Source organism: Sediminibacterium sp. (assembly GCF_051860225.1).
Lineage (GTDB): Bacteria > Bacteroidota > Bacteroidia > Chitinophagales > Chitinophagaceae > Sediminibacterium.
Genome location: NZ_JBHYEI010000003.1, coordinates 86,358 through 104,761, shown reverse-complemented (window position 1 = coordinate 104,761; position 18,404 = coordinate 86,358). Strand labels below are relative to the sequence as shown.

14 protein-coding genes are annotated in these 18,404 nt (G+C 34.3%); 7 read left to right on the top strand and 7 right to left on the bottom strand.

Translation table 11 applies throughout. The features are described from left to right. Positions 1-16: 16 nt before the first annotated feature. Positions 17-1,516: a GH3 auxin-responsive promoter family protein gene (locus ACTIEI_RS10940; RefSeq protein WP_439506332.1), complete on the bottom strand. Its 1,500-nt coding sequence runs from the start codon at positions 1,514-1,516 to the stop codon at positions 17-19. Between the two features lie 149 nt (positions 1,517-1,665). Between ACTIEI_RS10940 and rplU the strand changes: the two genes are divergently transcribed. The 4 genes from rplU (at position 1,666) to ACTIEI_RS10920 (ending at position 4,403) form a co-directional block, all read left to right on the top strand. Next, the gene (gene rplU, locus ACTIEI_RS10935; RefSeq protein WP_439506331.1) at positions 1,666-1,971 is read left to right on the top strand and encodes a 50S ribosomal protein L21; all 306 of its coding nucleotides are present in this window, start codon (positions 1,666-1,668) and stop codon (positions 1,969-1,971) included. 48 nt (positions 1,972-2,019) lie between these two features. Continuing rightward, entirely contained in the window at positions 2,020-2,286 is a 267-nt protein-coding gene (rpmA, locus tag ACTIEI_RS10930) for a 50S ribosomal protein L27 (RefSeq protein WP_439506330.1), read from the top strand. A 74-nt stretch (positions 2,287-2,360) separates the two neighbouring features. Further along, positions 2,361-2,606 (top strand): hypothetical protein, encoded by a 246-nt coding sequence (locus ACTIEI_RS10925; protein ID WP_439506329.1) that lies wholly within the window; start codon positions 2,361-2,363, stop codon positions 2,604-2,606. A 120-nt stretch (positions 2,607-2,726) separates the two neighbouring features. Then, positions 2,727-4,403, top strand: a complete 1,677-nt coding sequence (locus ACTIEI_RS10920; RefSeq protein WP_439506328.1) for a helix-hairpin-helix domain-containing protein — start codon at positions 2,727-2,729, stop codon at positions 4,401-4,403. Here the strand turns inward: ACTIEI_RS10920 and ACTIEI_RS10915 are convergent. Genes ACTIEI_RS10915 through ACTIEI_RS10905 form a run of 3 tightly spaced genes read right to left on the bottom strand, consistent with a single transcriptional unit; the run spans position 4,400 to position 9,891 of the window. Further along, positions 4,400-8,143: a sensor histidine kinase gene (locus ACTIEI_RS10915; protein ID WP_439506327.1), complete on the bottom strand. Its 3,744-nt coding sequence runs from the start codon at positions 8,141-8,143 to the stop codon at positions 4,400-4,402. The two genes, ACTIEI_RS10920 and ACTIEI_RS10915, sit on opposite strands and share 4 nt — an antisense overlap. Positions 8,144-8,147: 4 nt before the next feature. Continuing rightward, positions 8,148-8,921: a nucleoside triphosphate pyrophosphohydrolase gene (gene mazG / locus ACTIEI_RS10910; protein ID WP_439506326.1), complete on the bottom strand. Its 774-nt coding sequence runs from the start codon at positions 8,919-8,921 to the stop codon at positions 8,148-8,150. A gap of 4 nt (positions 8,922-8,925) precedes the next feature. Further along, positions 8,926-9,891, bottom strand: a complete 966-nt coding sequence (locus tag ACTIEI_RS10905; RefSeq protein ID WP_439506325.1) for a DUF3667 domain-containing protein — start codon at positions 9,889-9,891, stop codon at positions 8,926-8,928. A gap of 194 nt (positions 9,892-10,085) precedes the next feature. Between ACTIEI_RS10905 and ACTIEI_RS10900 the strand changes: the two genes are divergently transcribed. Beyond that, positions 10,086-10,805: a hypothetical protein gene (locus tag ACTIEI_RS10900; protein ID WP_439506324.1), complete on the top strand. Its 720-nt coding sequence runs from the start codon at positions 10,086-10,088 to the stop codon at positions 10,803-10,805. After that, entirely contained in the window at positions 10,792-11,862 is a 1,071-nt protein-coding gene (locus ACTIEI_RS10895; protein ID WP_439506323.1) for a Gfo/Idh/MocA family oxidoreductase, read from the top strand. Before ACTIEI_RS10900 ends, ACTIEI_RS10895 begins: the two co-directional genes overlap by 14 nt. Here ACTIEI_RS10895 and ACTIEI_RS10890 read toward each other — a convergent pair. The 3 genes from ACTIEI_RS10890 to ACTIEI_RS10880 are packed head-to-tail and all read right to left on the bottom strand — an operon-like array spanning position 11,859 to position 15,503. After that, positions 11,859-13,724 (bottom strand): monovalent cation:proton antiporter-2 (CPA2) family protein, encoded by a 1,866-nt coding sequence (locus ACTIEI_RS10890; RefSeq protein WP_439506322.1) that lies wholly within the window; start codon positions 13,722-13,724, stop codon positions 11,859-11,861. The genes ACTIEI_RS10895 and ACTIEI_RS10890 overlap by 4 nt on opposite strands. Then, entirely contained in the window at positions 13,694-14,320 is a 627-nt protein-coding gene (locus ACTIEI_RS10885; RefSeq protein ID WP_439506321.1) for an NAD(P)H-dependent oxidoreductase, read from the bottom strand. The genes ACTIEI_RS10890 and ACTIEI_RS10885 overlap by 31 nt, the downstream gene beginning before the upstream one ends. Positions 14,321-14,339: 19 nt before the next feature. Further along, a complete protein-coding gene (locus ACTIEI_RS10880) occupies positions 14,340-15,503 on the bottom strand; it encodes an MFS transporter (protein ID WP_439506320.1) in 1,164 nt (387 codons plus the stop codon). An 88-nt stretch (positions 15,504-15,591) separates the two neighbouring features. Between ACTIEI_RS10880 and ACTIEI_RS10875 the strand changes: the two genes are divergently transcribed. Then, entirely contained in the window at positions 15,592-18,357 is a 2,766-nt protein-coding gene (locus ACTIEI_RS10875; protein WP_439506319.1) for a prolyl oligopeptidase family serine peptidase, read from the top strand. The last annotated feature ends 47 nt before the right edge of the window (positions 18,358-18,404 follow it).

Below are 18,404 nucleotides of genomic sequence, written 5' to 3'. Positions count from 1 at the left end.
AAAAATATCTTTACTATTATCCAGTTATGACAAATTGATTCAATTCATCTGCAATTCTTCGGTCATTGCTCAATCGAGGCACTTTATTTTGCCCTCCCAATTTTCCGATAGATCGCATGTATTCTATGAATCCATTCTTTTGAACTAGGTTAATCTTTAATGGTAATAAAATATTACCCTTCATTAAGTCTTGATAATAAACATTCTTATTGCTCAACGACTCATTCAAATAAGCGGCAAAAGCAGTCAAATTATCAGGTAAGGATTCAAATTCAATAAACCATTCATGATAACTTTTTCCTTCCCCTTGTTGAATCATAGGAGCAACAGTAAACTCAGTCACTTTTGCAGGATGAACAGCTAACGTAGCTTTTAATGCAGCTTCTACTTCTTCTCCAATTACATGTTCCCCAAAAGCCGAAATAAAATGTTTTGTTCTACCCGTAACAATTATTCTAAAGGGATTTAAACTGACGAATTTGATAGTGTCTCCAATATTATAGCCCCACAATCCAGCATTGCTGTTAATAATTAATGCATAGTTCTCTCCCAACTTCACCTCACTCAAACTCAACCTAGTGGGGAATTCATTAAAAATTTCACCAGCAGGAATAAATTCAAAAAAAATACCGCTATTGGTATTGAGCAACATCCCCTCTTGATCTTGAGTATCTTGAAAAGCAAAAAAACCCTCGCTAGCTGGGAACAATTCAATCGAATCAATTTTTTTACCAATGCTCTCAAACAACCTGGCTTTATAAGGTTCAAAATTGACCCCCCCTTGAACCATGATACTAAAATGAGGAAATAAAGTAGAAATATTTTTTCCCGTTTTTTCGATTAGCCTATCAAAATACATTTGCATCCACGGTGGAATACCACTAATCAAAGTCATGTCTTTCTGAATGGTTTCGGCAACAATTTTATCCAATTTGGTTTCCCAATCTTCAATACAATTGGTTTCAAAACTAGGTAATTGATTAGATCTTAAATAAGCAGGAATATGATGATTTACAATTCCACTAAGTCTTCCAGTAGGAATATCACTCGTTCTTTCTAAAATAGGAGAACCACTTAAAAAAATCATTTTGCCGTTGGCAAAAGCAGTGTTGCCTGTTTCTGCCATATAACAAAACAATGCGTTTCGAGCAGTTTGAATATGATTAGGAATAGAGTCTTTTGTAATGGGTATATATTTAACCCCACTAGTTGTGCCACTTGTTTTAGCAAAATAAATAGGCTTTCCTTTCCAAAGAACATTAGACTTTCCTTGCTTGATTTGTTCTATGTAAGGCTTAATCAATTCATAATCTCTGATAGGTACAGATTGGATAAAACCAGCATGATCTTCGACTTGGCTTAAATGGTGATCCTTCCCAAATTGAGTACCCGCTCCATTTTTAATTAGGGACTTAAAGATGATATCCTGGTGCTGTATCGCCTGCATCATCCCTTTTCGAGTCTTATTATATATTACATTGGCAAAAGGTTTTGCCAGTAAAGATTTAAAGTTCATAGGCTAAATTTGATACCAGAACAACAAAAATAGGCTTATCGGAGTCGGTTTTACTCGCTTTAATGCTTATTTAGCAATAATTTATTTCTAAAATCTTTGTGATATATCCCTCAAAAACCTTACCTTTGCCGTCCTAATTTTGGACAGCTATGTTAGCAATAGTAAAAATCGCAGGTCAACAATTTAAAGTACAAGAAGGTCAAAATTTGTACGTTCCCCACCTGCAGGGTAAAACCGGAGACAAAGTAGAGTTTAACGATGTACTGTTCGTAGACAACGGCGGTAACATTTCAACAGGAGATGCTATTAAAGCAACTGTGAAAGCGGAAATCGTTAGCGACCTGGTACAAGGCGAAAAAGTGATCGCCTTTAAAATGAAAAGAAGAAAGGGCTTTCGTAAAAAGCACGGACACAGAACTCATTATACCAGAATTAAAATCGAAAGCATCGCTTAGTAATTAACACTTTATTGGTTAACACCAATAATTTAAAATCATACAATTATGGCACACAAAAAAGGGGAAGGTAGTGTTAAGAACGGTCGTGATTCTCAGAGCAAACGCTTAGGTGTAAAAATCTATGGTGGTCAGCCTGCATTATCTGGCAACATTATCATTCGTCAAAGAGGAACTCAATACCACCCTGGCAAGAACGTTGGAGTTGGTACCGACTTCACACTATTTGCATTAACTGATGGTGTAGTTGAATTTAAAAAAGGAAAAGCAGACAAAACAACTGTATCTGTTTTACCTGCAGTAGCAACCGTATAAAAAATATTTTTTGTAGTTCCAAATAAGAATTTTATTTTTAATGTATTATTTACTAACCATTAAATCTAAAAAACATGGCAACTGCAAAAAAAGCTGCTCCTAAAAAAGCCGCTGCAAAAAAAGCTGCACCAAAGAAAGCTGCTGCTCCTAAAAAAGCTGCTGCAAAAAAAGCCGCTCCTAAAAAAGCTGCTGCAAAAAAAGCTGCTCCTAAAAAGGCTGCTGCTAAGAAAGCTGCTCCTAAAAAAGCTGCTGCTAAGAAAGCCGCTCCTAAAAAAGCTGCTAAGAAAGCTGCTCCTAAAAAAGCTGCTAAGAAGAAGTAATTATCTTCTTATTTCTCAAGCAGAAATAGATTTAATGCCCGTTCCAAATGTGGAACGGGTTTTTTATTTGGAACCAGTTTTAAATTTGTGAGAAAGCAATCAAGTACCTAATTTTCCAGCATGATAACCAATGATGAAATTTCAGATAGTTTTTCTTTATTAGCCAAACTAATGGATATACATGGCGACAATCCATTTAAGGCGAAATCCTATGCAGCAGCGGCTTTTAGCGTTGATAAGTTAACCACCCCATTATCGGAAATGGCTCAAAAAGATATTTTTTCGATTAAGGGTATTGGTGAGAGTGCAGGAAATAGAATCATAGAAATATTACAAACCGGAAGGCTCCAAATATTAGAGGACATCATTTCTAAAACACCTGCTGGTATTTTAGAAATGCTCAAAATAAAAGGAATAGGCCCAAAGAAAATAGCAACTATTTGGAAGGAATTAGAAATTGAAACCTTGGGCGAATTACTCTATGCATGCAATGAAAACAGATTGACCTTATACAAAGGTTTTGGAGAAAAAACCCAACAAAATATAAAAGCATCAATAGAATTTTACATGGGTGCCATGGGCAGGTACCTTTATCAACAAGTTGAAAATTTTTCTGCCGAGTTAGAAAATTTATTGAAAACTAGCCTCCCCTTTTCTTTTCAACTTACCGGAGAAATGAGAAGGCAAATGGAAATTATTGACTCAATTGATTGGGTTACCACTGCAAATACTACTAGCCTAATTCATTTCATGCAGTCGATTCAATTTAAATTAATTGAAGAGCTAACAACCAGTTTAAGTTTTAAAAACGAACAAAATATTACTGTCAAATTCTTTTTAGCTGATTCTAAAAACTTTCAAGCTAGATTATTTGAGACAAGTTGCAGCGAAGCATTTTTAATGGAATGGACCAAAACTACTCAATGGGATAATCAACTGTTTTTTGCTCACGAAGAAGATATCTTTTCAACTTATAATGTATGCCCCATTCCAACTTGCCAAAGAGAAGACGCTACAATTATACATCGAGCAATCCATAATGATTTACCCAATCTGATTGAAAAAGATGATATTGCTGGCATAATCCATGCTCATAGTACTTGGAGTGATGGAGGAAATAGTTTAGCTGAAATGGCTGCAGCAGCTATGGCAAAAGGAATGCAATATTTAGTCATTAGCGATCACTCTAAGTCGGCCTTTTATGCAAACGGACTTAGCGCAGAAAGAATTGCAGCACAGCACCAAGAGATAGCCGCAATCAATCAAAAAATGGCTCCTTTTAAAATATTTAAAAGTATTGAAAGCGATATATTGAATGATGGAAGTTTAGATTATCCAGATGAAATACTAGCCAGTTTTGATATAGTAATTGCCTCTATTCATTCTAATTTAAAAATGAGCGAAGAAAAAGCCAACGCAAGATTATTAAAAGCAATTGAAAATAAATTCACTTCTATATTAGGCCATATGACTGGGCGTCTGCTATTAAGTAGGGCAGGATATCCAATTAACCATGACTTAATTATAGATGCTTGTGCTGCAAATGGTGTGGTAATTGAATTGAATGCCCATCCAAGAAGATTAGATATAGACTGGCGTTGGATAGAAAAAGCAGCTAAAAAAAACGTACTCATTTCAATCAATCCAGATGCACATACTATTGATGGGTTAGAGGATTGTAAATACGGTATTTTAGTTGCCCAAAAAGCAGGATTAACAAAAACGCAAAACTTGAGTAGCTTCAATTTAAAACAATTTGAACAATTTGTTCAAATACAAAAAAATAAAAGAAACTAGTTAGTTGAAGCAACAGGAAATTTAATTTCAAAAATAGTTCCAATTCCATCAATTGATTCATATTGAATTTCTCCATTTGCGTGCTCAACTATCCCCTTGCAAATTGCTAATCCAAGTCCTGTTCCTGCCGACTTTGTAGTAAAGTTGGGTCTAAACATATTACCCCTCATAGCAGGTGGAATACCCCCAGAATAATCCTTTATGATTGTAACTAAATTTTCATTCTGATTAAACAACTTTATCTCAATGGTTGCATTTCCATTCAGCTCCTTCCCTGCTTCCACCGAGTTTTGAATTAAATTCATGAATAACCGATTGATTTGAACTTTATCGGCTTCAATGAATGAATTAGTTGATTCATCAACAAATTGAATGGATACCGAGGCATCGCCCGAGTATAGACTTTGCATTGAATGAATGGTGGTTACAATCGAAAAATTCTCAAGCGTAACAATACCAATATTGGCAAACTGAGAAAAATCACCTGCGATTTTAGCCAATTGATCTATTTGCTCAACCAATGTTTTAGCTAAATTAGTTGTTAGCATAGTTACGTTAGGAGCATCCTGTTGTATAGCTTGTTGTAAATATTGAATACTTAATTTCATTGGAGTAAGTGGATTTTTAATTTCATGTGCCACTTGTCTGGCCATCTCTCGCCAGGCTCCTTCTCGTTCTGTTTTAGCAAGTGATGCTGCACTCAATTCTAACTTACGAACCATATTATTATACTCATTTACTAACACCCCAATTTCATCGTCTCTATTCCATTCTATTTGTTGATTCTTAACACCTAAACTCATCTTTTGCATGGTAGCTCCAATTAAACTTAAGGAGGAGGTAATTTGATTGGTGATAAAAAAAGCAATGGCACCTGCTAAGAGAAAAATAAAAGCATTAAGATTAATTAACGTAGCTAAGAAACCAGAAATTTCCTGATTTAATTCTATCTGAGAATTCAAATAGGGAATATTCAAATAGCCATAGGTATTTCCACTCTCTGAAATTAAAGGAATATAAATACTTAAGTACTTAAATTTTCCAATGGTTTCAGACTGTATGAATCGAATTGCATTATTTCGCCTCATTTCTATAAATGCAATAGGATGCATTTTTTTACTCAATAAATTCTTATTGTAAATGTAGGGTTGTGTAGAAATCAACAAATCACCTTCTGCATTATAATAGTTGATATCAACATCATGTAAATCTGAAATTTCTGCAATTACTTGTTCTAATTCATTCTTAACACCAGAATTATTGGGCTCATCGTCTAGTGCCAAAATGCTTACAATCTTAGCATTTAATTCGTTTGCCATGACTTGTATAGACTTAGAAAGTCGCTCTTCATTAGAGTGATTATAGCGATAAATAAAGAAAGAGATTGTTGCGATGCCAATAACCAAAAAAGAAAAAACGCTAACGAATATAATGGTAGCCTGAATTTGAGTTCTAATATTAAACTGAAGCAACTTCTTCACAAGGTTCCTTCGGAACTTTACTTTAATTAGAATAGATCCTACATGAAATAGGAAAATAATTAGTAAGAAGGAGCAAAATAGATAAGCAAATAAAGTAACAGACTCAATTAACCAAGTATTTCTTTTCACAACAACCACCTGGCGATCATTGCCAGCATTATACCATAGTTCTGTAAAATCATTCTGCGCCTTATACGTAAACTCAAATTGAGGTAATTGATTAGAATGCAGTAACGTAGGGAAATTATAGTTATTAAAATGATTGATTATTTTACCTTTATTGTAGATGGCATAAGCATAATTGCTATTTAAATCTGCGACAATATCCTGTGATTGATTAAATAATTCTGGATATAAAGCTTCACTTTTATACCGCTTAGAATTCATGACAATAAATAAATAGCCAATAATAGAACTACTCTTTTCTACAGTAACTTGATAAATATAATTATACCCCTTAATTGCATTTTCATAAGTAAATAAATTGGGGATTTCAGTTGATTTTGCCTGATTAAGTACGATGGTCTTGATAGAAGCATAATTTAGTGAATCCTCATTAAACAATGGATGGAAAAGGCTATCAAATGTATAAATACGCGTATCGTACTTATTTAAATAACCGGAAAAATTTTGATTGATTAAACTGTCTTTAATAAACTTGTTTACATACTCACTCTCCTGAAACCGACTAAAGTTTTCGCTTAAAAAATTATTATTAAAATTGGCTGTAGCTATCTTTAATAGACTTTCTCCAGATGGATCAGACTGAATGGCTAATTTTTCCGCAATTCTTTTCCGCTGCTCAAATTCAACTAAACGATGTTGATAAATAACCAATGCAGCAATTGACAATGCAAAAATCATCATCCAAAAAATGAAGAATGAAGATTTAAAAATGGGAATTCGCAAATCTTTAGCCCTAATTTTTAACAATAAAAGAAACAGCACTAACCAAACAATTACAATAAAATGAAACAGTATCTGAGAAGCATTATAGTAAAGTAAAATATTGATAAATCCACCGAGAATCACCATGATTATCAGGAATCCTAAAGACTTATTTAAAACGATTATTGGGGTAAGAATGATTTGCGAAAAATAGAAAAACCCTAACACCAAAAAACATAAAATCACCATACTGATGGTGCTGTAAATAGATAAACTAAAGAAGTTGGTTACATCAAAAGAAATTTTAGCATCACTCACCAAACTTTGAACAATTCCTACAAGTAAAAAAGCAGTACAGGTATAGATTAGAACTCGAACCATTTTATTGAATGGCGAATAATGATCAATTGGAAATGGTATTTTAGCTAAATCGTTATTTTTCACAAAACGCATAATCCAATAAAACAGGAATGCATTTAAAAAAAGATCGCCTAAGGATGGATGCAAAAAATTAGATGCGTAAATAGATGGATCAAATAGAGGTAATTTAGAATAGTCAAATGGAAAAGGAAATAGGTATGAAATTAATCTAAGCAAAAAAACTGCCAATAATAGAAAGAGAAAACCGCTCTTAAAATTAACCTGTTCAATTAAATCCTTAGAAATAGCATGTATGAATAATAACAATAAAAAAACAGCAGACAACCTGAAAAAGATGGTAATAATATCATAAGAAACAAACTGCTTCCCCTCTTTCAATTTAATACTAAAAAGAAAAATACCCGATTTACTATAAATAGGTGTATCGGCAGAATCTCCAGTTAAATCATATTGTTCGTCAACTCCAGGGAAATCTGCAAAATCGCCAGTAAAATATTTGTTTTCAATAAAATAGGACCATTTGATTGGCAACATATTTACCAAAAGAAAATGCTTCCCCCTTAATGCAATCTGCTTCTTAGTCAATAGGAATTGTCCATTAGAACTATTAAAAAATTGCAGGGTTTCAGTAGAATAAAGAAAAGCTTGCGGAACAGCCATTTTATTTGTACTCCAAAACAGCTCCTCATAATTAGTTGGGGTATTTTTACGATAAAGAAAAACGCCCGACTTACCCTTTTCTAGCCTCAATTCTACTTCGGTACTAGAGGAATCAAAAACAAGTGAGTTTAAACTAATCGTATCGTTTGAAAATTCTTCGAAATTTTGCTCTTCTCTATGAATGCTGGTTTCAAGATTTTGCCTAATTCGATTAGGGCCAGAATTGTAACTAAAGTAATTGGAGAAAATGAAGGATATAGTATATAACCAAGCTGCAGTTATAATTAAATAACCATTCTTAAACACTGCATTTTGTAAACTGGTAAGCAATTGATTAACTTTTCTTTTTAATGGAATTCCAGATTTCGTCCATTTGAATCAAACTTAAATCAGTCAACTTTAACCCCTTACTTAAAGCAAGTGATTCCATTGCTTTAAATCGTTGAATAAACTTCTGATTCGTCTTTTCTAAGGCCGCTTCAGGATCTACCTGCAAAAATCGTGCGTAATTAATCAAACTGAACAAAATATCGCCGAATTCAGCTTCTATCTCGGATTGATTTTGCTGTATTTCAGCTTGTTTCAGCTCTTCAATCTCTTCATCCACCTTCTTCCAAACATCGGCTTTATTTTCCCACTCAAATCCTACCTGTTTGGCCTTTTCTTGAATACGCAATGCTTTTACAATAGCAGGTAAAGATTTAGGTACTCCTTCAAGAATTGATTTATCTGTTTTTCCCTCAGCTAATTTAATTTTTTGCCAATTGAGCTTTACCTCTTCCTCGTCTTTAACTGATACATCCCCATAAATATGCGGATGCCTTCTGATTAACTTTTCAGCAATTCCATTCAAAACATCTTCTAACAAAAATTGACGCTGTTCATTACCAATTTTACTGTAAAAAAGAAGGTGTAGAAAAAGATCCCCTAATTCTTCTTTGATTCCTTGCCAATCATTAGCGTCAATAGCATCCACTAATTCATATAACTCCTCTATTGTCATAGACCTGAGTGTATGTATGGTTTGCTTTTGATCCCAGGGGCACTGAGCTCTTAATTCATCCATGATGGTCACCAATCTTAAAAAAGCATCTGCGGTTTTGTTCATTTCATTAGATTATCATAAATGAGAAAAGTATAAAGATCAAAAAGAGCAAAGAGAAAATAATTATATTGATCATAAGTAATAGAGAAAACTTCAAGATTGTCTTTCTTCTAGACTGCTGATAGAATTTTCGCAAAGATTTATACCAATAAAATAATAGTACACAAGCAGAAAAACCAGAAGATATAAATCCATCCAAATAATTTTTTTCACCCCCCTTTCCATAATCGTATAAACCCACTGCAGTAAAAGCAATATTCATACACATGACTAAGAAAATGATAATAAAAAAGGCAGCATACAAATGGAGTGTATAAACAATATGATCAGCATAAAAATATCGACCCTTTCGTGCGTATAATAAAAAGAGAATAAAAGCAAAAATGGGTAGAGAAACAAAGAGCAACTTAGGGAACTGATGAATGAACACATCAATTCCTTTTGACCATAATTCTTTGCTATCTGGATATTTTTCTTTCAGAATCAAGTTCTTTCTGGTTAACTTATCTATGATAAACCCGTCTTTTTTATCATTGGGTAGTTTTGCTTGAACAGAATCATATTCACGAATGCTTGAATAACTTCTTTCAAAATTGACTAAATCATTATTTGTAACGGAATCCTTAGGATTAGGGGCAACTTTATCTTCTACTTTATTGGTATTGACTGAAAATAAAAAAAGAAAGAAAAAAGCCGAAGTAAAAATGTATAAGCGAATGGGATGAAGGTAATCGGCTCTTCTACCTTTTAGATGTTCTTGAGATAAAAAACCCGGTTTTAACAACAAGGCTTTCATTGTGCTAAAAAATTTGCCATCAAAATGAAATAGATCGAATACAAAATGGGCAAATAAGTGCTTAAAGGGTTCCCTGGGCTCAATGTTTTCCTGGCCACAAATATGACAGAATCTACCATGAATTACTGCATTGCAGTTTAAACATGTTTTTTCTTGGCGTTCATTTAAATGAGACAAAGCTTATTTTTCAACTAAAATACACAATTAGCTGCTTGTATGGATTACCCATTTAAGATTGTACTTTTGGATAAAGAAAATTAATGAAGTGGCTCATCCTTTTTTGTACCTTGTTTCTAGGAAATTCCCTTTGGGGGCAATTCTACTTAAATGATATCCTTGGATTAAAAATTTCGCAAGAAAAGTACCAATTAATGCGAAAGAACAAGATCATAAAAATCACTGCCAACAGTATAGAAGCCGATGGCTCAAATACAAAAGGATTTCTATTAAATCAGGAATTACAAATTGATGGCAAAAAAATGGTTACTACTATAGCGAATATAGCTAGCTCAACGGAAAAAATTACCAATACCTATGAATTAAGTAAATTAAAGCGTACCATTAAGAACAGATCTAGCATTCAAACCACAACAGACTATACCTACGATGAAAAAGTTTTATTAAATAAAATAACAACTACCACCATTGACTCTATACAAAAAAAACCTATTTCAGAAATTCATCTTTGGGAGTATCAAACAAATGGCATTCCCATTAGCATGGTTAAATGGGGAGATGGGATTGACACCGTTAAAGTAACATTCGTTGCGGACAGCACAGGGAATATCATAGAAGAATATTGGTATAAAAAAGGAAAGAAAATAGAATCCTATTATTATTACTATACCAATAATCAATTAACAGACCTGGTAAGATTCAATGCAAAAGCCAACCGATTAATTCCTGACTTTGTATTCGAATACAACCAACAAAATCAATTGACCAAGATGATTCAAGTAAGTTTTAATGGAAGCTCAGTTATTCATTGGACCTATACTTATCATTCAAATGGTCTAAGAGAAACAGAAACTGCCAGAGATAAAGAAAAAAATATCATCGCAAAAATTACTTATAGTTTTGAAAAACAATAAATCAACTACCCTACCTATTCAAACAGCCATCCTTTCATTTGGCATGTCTGGCAAAGTTTTTCACGCCCCATTTATTCAATACCACCATGGATTTGATTTAGTTGGGATTGTAGAACGTTCTAAAAATGAAGCAGCCCAAATTTATCCGAACACCACGATTTATAAAAATATTGATACTGTTTTAGAAAATGAAAACATTGAATTAATTGTAGTAAATACACCAACAAATACGCATTTTGAATTTGCGCAGAAAGCATTATTAGCCGGGAAACACGTTGTGGTAGAAAAAGCATTTACTACCACAGTAGAAGAAGCCCAACAATTAACTCAATTGGCAAAAGAAAAAGGACTGGTACTGGCTGTATATCAAAACAGAAGATGGGATAGTGATTTCAGCACGGTTAAACAAATAGTAGATGATCAAAAATTAGGTTCAATTATTTCCGCTGAATTTCATTTTGACCGCTATAAGGAATCACTCAGCCCAAAATTGCACAAAGAAACACCTAATGCAGGAGCTGGGCTATTATTAGACCTAGGACCGCATTTGATTGACCAAGCAGTTTATCTTTTTGGAATGCCCTATGCAGTGATGGGAGATATTAGAACAGTAAGGCCTCACTCTTTGGTAGATGATGAATTTACACTAATCCTTTATTATCCTACTCTTCGGGTTACCCTTAAGAGCAGCTTAATGGTTAAAGAACCTTTACCATCCTATATCATTCATGGCAGCAAAGGTTCATTTATAAAAACAAGAGCTGACGTACAAGAAGCTGCATTGATTAATCAGGCTATTCCTTACACCGAAGGTTGGGGGCAAGAACCAGCAACAGCAATGGGATACTTACATACAACAATTAATGATCAAACCATACAAGAAGACATACCCTCTCTTAGAGGCAATTATGGGGCTTTTTATGATGGGCTATATGAAACGATTGTAAATAATGCCCCCTGCTTAGTTGATGGTAATGATGGACTTAATGTGATGAAAATTATTGAAGCAGCAAAAGAAAGTCATTTAACAGGTAAAATAATCTCATTAATCCCTTAATCATTCTCGATTATTTTTGATTTATCCCAGGCATTGTCTGGTTTGTGCTCCATGAACCTACGATCTTCAGCAATAATTCTTTCTTGTTGTTCTATTTCTTCTTTTACACTTTTTACATAACTATCAGAATCGTGTCGGTGCTTAGCTAATTTATAAAGAGCAGCATGATCGTACATGATAAAATCATTTGCTTTTCTAAGAGAAGTATATTTTCTAAAACCTAATTCACTCAATATATCAACCCCCATATAAACAGATGCATGAATGGATTCTCTATATATTTTTTCAACCCCATTATCAATTAATTCATATGCATCAACCCTATTTTTAGCTCTAAAGAATAGCTTAAGATGAGGATAATGTTTGGCAACCAATTCAGACAACTGCAGATTTTTCTCAGGAATATCTAGCGCAGAAACTAAAATTTTAGCCTTGGATATGCCAGCAGCTTCTAATATATCCATCCTTGTAACGTCTCCATAAAAAACTTTAAACCCCATTTTACGTAACAACAAAACTTGATCGCTATTATTATCTAGAATAGTAGCTTCTACTCCATTTGCTCTTAAGAATCTACCTAACGTACTCCCAAAATGCCCAAAACCTGCAATAATAATCTCATTATGTTCTTTGGGATCAACCTTATATTGATGATCAGTCTTTTTCTGAATAAAAAACTTACCAGATAAAAATTTCTCATCTAAAAAAAGAAATACGGGAGAAAGAATCATGCTAACAGTAATTACAGCCATGTAATAATCAAATAAAGGCTCATTAATCATTCCTAATGCACCAATAGATCCCAAAAGGATAAACGCAAACTCTCCAACTTGTGAAAGCAAGAGGGTAAATAAAATTTTTTGCTGTAAAACCAATTTGAAAATAACTGCTACAATGTATAATACAATTGATTTAATGAGCATGAACAGCAGTACTCCAAGTAATATATTGAATGGCTGCTGAACAATTAGGCCAAAATTGATGGTAGATCCAACAGCGGTAAAAAATAAACCCAACAAAATCCCTTTAAATGGCTCTAAATTGCTTTCTAACTCATGTCTGAATTCACTATTAGCCATTAACACTCCTGCTAAAAAAGCACCTAATGCTGCACTAATACCCGCCAAATCCATGAGCCACGAAACAGCAATCACTAAAAAAAGAGCTGATGCCGTAAACAATTCACGCATATGGGCTTTCGCTATCCAGTGTAGTAAAGGACTAAATACGAATTTTCCTAAAAATATAATGGTAGCAACCGCTGCAACAATAGTGATGGTTGGATACTGATCTATCACACCTAAAAATCCTTCCCGAGTATTTTTCACTTCTTTATTTGCAGTGGCAGCTAATAAAGGGATGATGGCTAAAATTGGAATCACTGCTATATCCTGAAACAATAAAACGGCAAAAGACGATTTCCCAGCATGGGTTTTATCTAGATTCTTTTCTTTTAATGTTTGCAGAACAATTGCCGTAGAAGACATGGCAAAAGTTAATGCAAGCGCAATTGCAGTGTTTAGTTCAATTTTTTGAATAAAATAAAACAAACCAAAAAATAGAATCCCCGTCAAAAGCATCTGTAATCCCCCCATACCAAGAATCCTTCTTCTCATTCTCCAAAATGATTGCGGATTCAATTCAAGCCCAATTAAAAAGAGCATCATGACCACACCAAATTCAGCAGCATGCATGATATCCTCCCCTTCAGTTCCAATAAAGCCAAGGGCAAAAGGACCGATAACTATACCAGCAATAATGTATCCCAATACACTTCCGATACCCAGTTTTTTGGCAATGGGCACAAATAACAAGGCAGCACCTAAAAAAATCATTGCGTTTTGTAAAACTGATGCTCCCATTGATCTTCATTTAATTGATTAAAATTTTCTACGAGCTGCAATTTGCTAACATCAATATTATCCTTCATTAAAAAATGGACAATTTGCTCGTAACGAATCATATAGTCTTCAATTTCCTCTGAGCTCAACCTATTGGCACCTGGAACAATAAAAGGAGGCAAATACTCCATCAAACATAAATGAGCCGTTTGATCAAAAGAATTTAAAAACTCCCGATGCGTAAATCGATTCCTTCCCTCTTTTTGATACACATTAAAATTGCCTCCAGATGAAATTACATTCATCGCCCATTTACCTGCTAACATTTTTCCATGAGATCCATAAGCCCAACCATATTCAAGCACTAGGTCTAACCATTGTTTCATTAATGGCGGACAATTATACCAATAAAAAGGATGATGCCAAATGATAATATCGTGTTCAAGTAATAATTGCTGCTCCGCTATAATATTGATATTAAAATCTGGATATAACTCATACATATCTCTGAAAGTCACTCCAGAAAGCTGCTTCACTCCTTCTATTAATTTCACATTAACCTTGCTGTCCTCAAAACGGGGATGAAAAAACAAGATTAATATTTTTTTATTCGACATAAATATAAATAAGGTGAATTTACAATTTAGGGCTATTTGGGGGATTATAGCGTTGTAAAAAAGCAAAAATTGGCCCTATTGCTAAAACCAACCATACCCATTCAAATTGAATCAATTGGATGAAATGGCCAATTAATTGAATACTCAAAATAGTAATTAAGAATCCAATGCTATTAACCATCGTCAAAATACTCCCCCGCAAATGCGCTGGTGCATTTGCGGCGACTAAACTTGAAAACATAGGAGAATCTGCCACTACAAAAAATCCCCAACACAATAAATAAGCTATAAAAAAAGCATTGGATGCAAGAGAAAAAAACAATGGAAAAGTTAAACAGCAAATAGCAGAAATAGCTACTGATACTTTTGCCATTTTATTTGCACCAATTTGAACAGAAAGCAACCCACTAATAGCACAAGCTAAAGAACCAACACCAATGATTAAGAAAGATAAAAGCGCAATATTGAAATTGTCTCCCTGTAATTTTAAGGCGAGCATCATTGGAACAAAAGTCCAAAAAGCATACAATTCCCACATATGACCAAAATAACCAAATGCCGCTTTTCTTAATAATGGAAGCCGAATCACTTCTTTCAATACATGGATATTAACCTGACCCAATTGTTTACGATAAGGCCCATCTTTAACCAAGCCAACTAGTAACAAACCACCAAATACACTTAATAGAGAAGTGCCATAAAAAATGTATTTCCAAGAATAATCGAATGAGAAGAATTTAATTAAATGCGGGAAAGCAGTTCCTAATACTAAGGCCCCAACTAAAAACCCCAGCGATTTACCTAAGCCCTTTTCAAAATAATCAGCGGCTATCTTCATGCCAACAGGATAAATCCCTGCAAGAAAAAAACCAGTGAAAAATCTAGCAATCAATACTTGATTGGCTCCCATCCAATCCAATGTAACCAATCCGTTGAACAAGGAAGCCATCAAGGCAGAAAATAGAAAAACAATGGATGGAGAAAATTTATCTGCAAGGGCAAGTAAGGCAAATAAAAGGGTACCTGAAATGAATCCAAATTGAACAGCACTAGTTAGCAAGACCCAAAAGTCTTGCGCAAACCCCTTATCTAGCGCCATTTCACTGGTCACTGCATTTCCTGCAAACCAAACCGAAGTGCAAGAAAACTGTGCAACAATGATGATGAATAAAATTCGATTCATGTGGCAAAATATTCAAATAAATCAGTTGGTGAGCAAAAACACTCGCACGGCGCTAAACTTTTTTATAACTTGTTACAAATATTCAACTATGCATAAACAATTGAAGGTGTTGATTTGCCTACTTGTTTTAGGTTTTTCTGCTCAAGCACAAAAAAAGCATCTTAGCCCAGAAGATTATGGTAAATGGCAAAGTCTAGGACAAACCGAACTTTCTCCTGATGGAGCTTGGGTAGCCTATCAAATAATGGTACAGGAAGACAATGACAGTTTATATGTTGTGCATAGGGCTACCAATAAGGTTTACAAATTGGCTTTTGCCAGTACCCCTGAATTTTCAAAAGACAATCAATGGTTAGTTTATCGAATTGGATTGCCTTTTAAAGAAGCAGAAAAATTAAGAGACCAAAGCAAGCCCATTGAATTTAAAATGGGACTATTACATCTTTCTACCGGTAAAATTGAAACCGTCTCTAATATCAGTCGGTTTGGTTTTTCAAAAAATGGAAAAATGTTGGCAGCCTATTTAACGCCGCCAAAAGATAATAAAGATAAAGGAAGTGTACTATTGTTAAAAAATCTTAGTGACGGAAGTACTAGAACAATTGGTAATGTTACAGAATACGCATTTAATAAAAAAAGTGATTACTTATCCTATATAGTTGAGTCTGCTAATACAGCAGGTAACTCTGTAGAACTGTTTAATTTAAATACCTATACCTTAAGGGTTGTAGCCAGCGACACCTTGAAATTTTCTAAATTAAATTGGTCAAAAGAAGGTGATGGATTTTCTTTTTTCAAAACATTTAAGAAAGAAGATTTTGAAGAGGAAAATGCGCAGGTATATAGTTGTACCAATTTGAGCAATCCAACAATAACTGTTTTTGATCCATTAAAAACGACCAATTTCCCTGTTGGAATGAGGGTATTCAATGGTTCTACTTTAAGAATAAGTGACGATTTAAGTGCGGTGTTTTTTGGAATTAAAGAATGGACTAGTAAACCTAAAAAAGAAGATAAAAAAATAACCGATAGTTCAAAAACGAAAGCAGACAGTGCAAAAATAGCTGCCGCAAAATTGATGTTAAAATCGGATAATAAATTAGCCGATGTATGGCATTGGAAAGATGCAGAGATTCAACCACGTCAAAAAGTAACGTATATACAAGATAAAAATGCTAGTTATTTATCAGTTTGGAATACTGATAATAATAGTTTTTATCAGATTGCTACCGAAGCATTTCCTAATGCAACATTAAATGGCAATCAAAAAATGGCGGTGATTGCAACAGATAAAAAGTATAAACCAGCATTCAAAGAGGATTATGCAGATTACAGTTTAGTAAATACTAAAACAGGGTCAAGCAAATTATTATATACTCGCCTACAGGCTGGATTTTACACAGCCCCACAATCTTCGCCAGATGGCAAGTATTTGATTTATTTTAAGGATAAGAATTGGTTCACCTACAATATAGCCACCGATCAAAACACCAATATTACTGGCACTATTAAAAGTAGTTTTTGGAATACCCGAGACGATCATCCAGCCACCAAGCCCCCCTTTGGTTTAGGTGGATGGACAAAGGGCGATAAAGAAGTGCTATTGTATGATGAATACAGTATTTGGGCAGTTAATCCAGATGGATCAAGCGCTCGTAAAATTGCCGATGGAGACAAAGAAGAAATTGCCTTCCGAGTTACAAGAGTTGAATTTGAAGAAACTTATTTAGACGATTCAAAGCCAATATATTTTTCTGCTTATGGAGACAAAACAAAAAAGTTTGGTTATTATCAATATGAGAATGGCAAAACAACACAACTTTTATTTGAAGACTTGCAAGTAAATCGTTTGGCAAAAGCGCTAGACAGCAATGTATTTAGTTACATTAAACAAGACTACGACCGCTCCCCAGAATTGTATGTCTCCGAAAATTTTACCAAAGAACAAAAAGCTGCTACTACTAATCCACAGCAACAAAACTATTATTGGGGCAAGAGTAAATTGATTTCATTCACCAATAAGTTGGGCAAAAAAATGCAAGGCGCTTTGTATTATCCTGCTAATTACGAACCTGGTAAGCAATACCCCATGATTGTTTACATGTATGAGATTTTATCTAATAATGTACATAATTATGTAGCCCCAAGCATCAGAAGAGCCTATAATACAACCAACTATACCACAAATGGCTATTTTGTTTTTCAACCAGATATCGTTTATGAAACCAATGACCCAGGAATAAGTGCAGTGAATTGTATTGTTCCAGGTGTAAAAGAAGTGATGAAAACAGGTATGATTGATGCCAACAAAGTGGGGATCATGGGCCATAGTTGGGGCGCTTACCAAACTTCATTCTTAATTACCCAAACAGATATTTTTAAAGCAGCAATTGCTGGTGCTCCATTAACCGATTTAATTAGCATGTCACTTTCCATCTATTGGAATACTGGTACACCCGATCAGAAAATTTTTGAGACCAGTCAAGGTAGATTTGATGGCCCTTGGTATGAAAGAACAGAAGCCCATATTCGGAACTCTCCCATGTTTAGTGCGAGCAAAATAAAAGCACCGCTATTGGTTACATTTGGAGATAAAGATGGGGCTGTTGATTGGCACCAAGGAATAGAAATGTATGGTACGATGCGCAGAATGGAAAAACCTTTTGTGATGTTGGTGTATGCCGATGAAAACCACAATTTCACCAAAAAAGAAAATCAAATAGATTATCAAAAAAGACAGAGAGAGTGGTTTGATCACTATTTATTAGGTAAGCCAGCCGAGAAATGGATTACAGATGGGATTAGTTATGTAGATCGCATGAAAGAGAAAGAAAAAGAGGCGCCTAAAAATTAGTTCCCTTTGAAACACCGCAAAGAGATGCAATAGTCAAATCATTTCTT

What these genes read in the sequence shown, in the direction of transcription:
- ACTIEI_RS10940 (WP_439506332.1), bottom strand. Translation starts at nt 1,516, where the DNA reads ATGAACTTTAAATCTTTACTGGCAAAACCTTTTGCCAATGTAATATAT.
- rplU (WP_439506331.1), top strand. Translation starts at nt 1,666, where the DNA reads ATGTTAGCAATAGTAAAAATCGCAGGTCAACAATTTAAAGTACAAGAA.
- rpmA (WP_439506330.1), top strand. Translation starts at nt 2,020, where the DNA reads ATGGCACACAAAAAAGGGGAAGGTAGTGTTAAGAACGGTCGTGATTCT.
- ACTIEI_RS10925 (WP_439506329.1), top strand. Translation starts at nt 2,361, where the DNA reads ATGGCAACTGCAAAAAAAGCTGCTCCTAAAAAAGCCGCTGCAAAAAAA.
- ACTIEI_RS10920 (WP_439506328.1), top strand. Translation starts at nt 2,727, where the DNA reads ATGATAACCAATGATGAAATTTCAGATAGTTTTTCTTTATTAGCCAAA.
- mazG (WP_439506326.1), bottom strand. Translation starts at nt 8,921, where the DNA reads ATGAACAAAACCGCAGATGCTTTTTTAAGATTGGTGACCATCATGGAT.
- ACTIEI_RS10900 (WP_439506324.1), top strand. Translation starts at nt 10,086, where the DNA reads ATGCGAAAGAACAAGATCATAAAAATCACTGCCAACAGTATAGAAGCC.
- ACTIEI_RS10890 (WP_439506322.1), bottom strand. Translation starts at nt 13,724, where the DNA reads ATGGGAGCATCAGTTTTACAAAACGCAATGATTTTTTTAGGTGCTGCC.
- ACTIEI_RS10885 (WP_439506321.1), bottom strand. Translation starts at nt 14,320, where the DNA reads ATGTCGAATAAAAAAATATTAATCTTGTTTTTTCATCCCCGTTTTGAG.
- ACTIEI_RS10880 (WP_439506320.1), bottom strand. Translation starts at nt 15,503, where the DNA reads ATGAATCGAATTTTATTCATCATCATTGTTGCACAGTTTTCTTGCACT.
- ACTIEI_RS10875 (WP_439506319.1), top strand. Translation starts at nt 15,592, where the DNA reads ATGCATAAACAATTGAAGGTGTTGATTTGCCTACTTGTTTTAGGTTTT.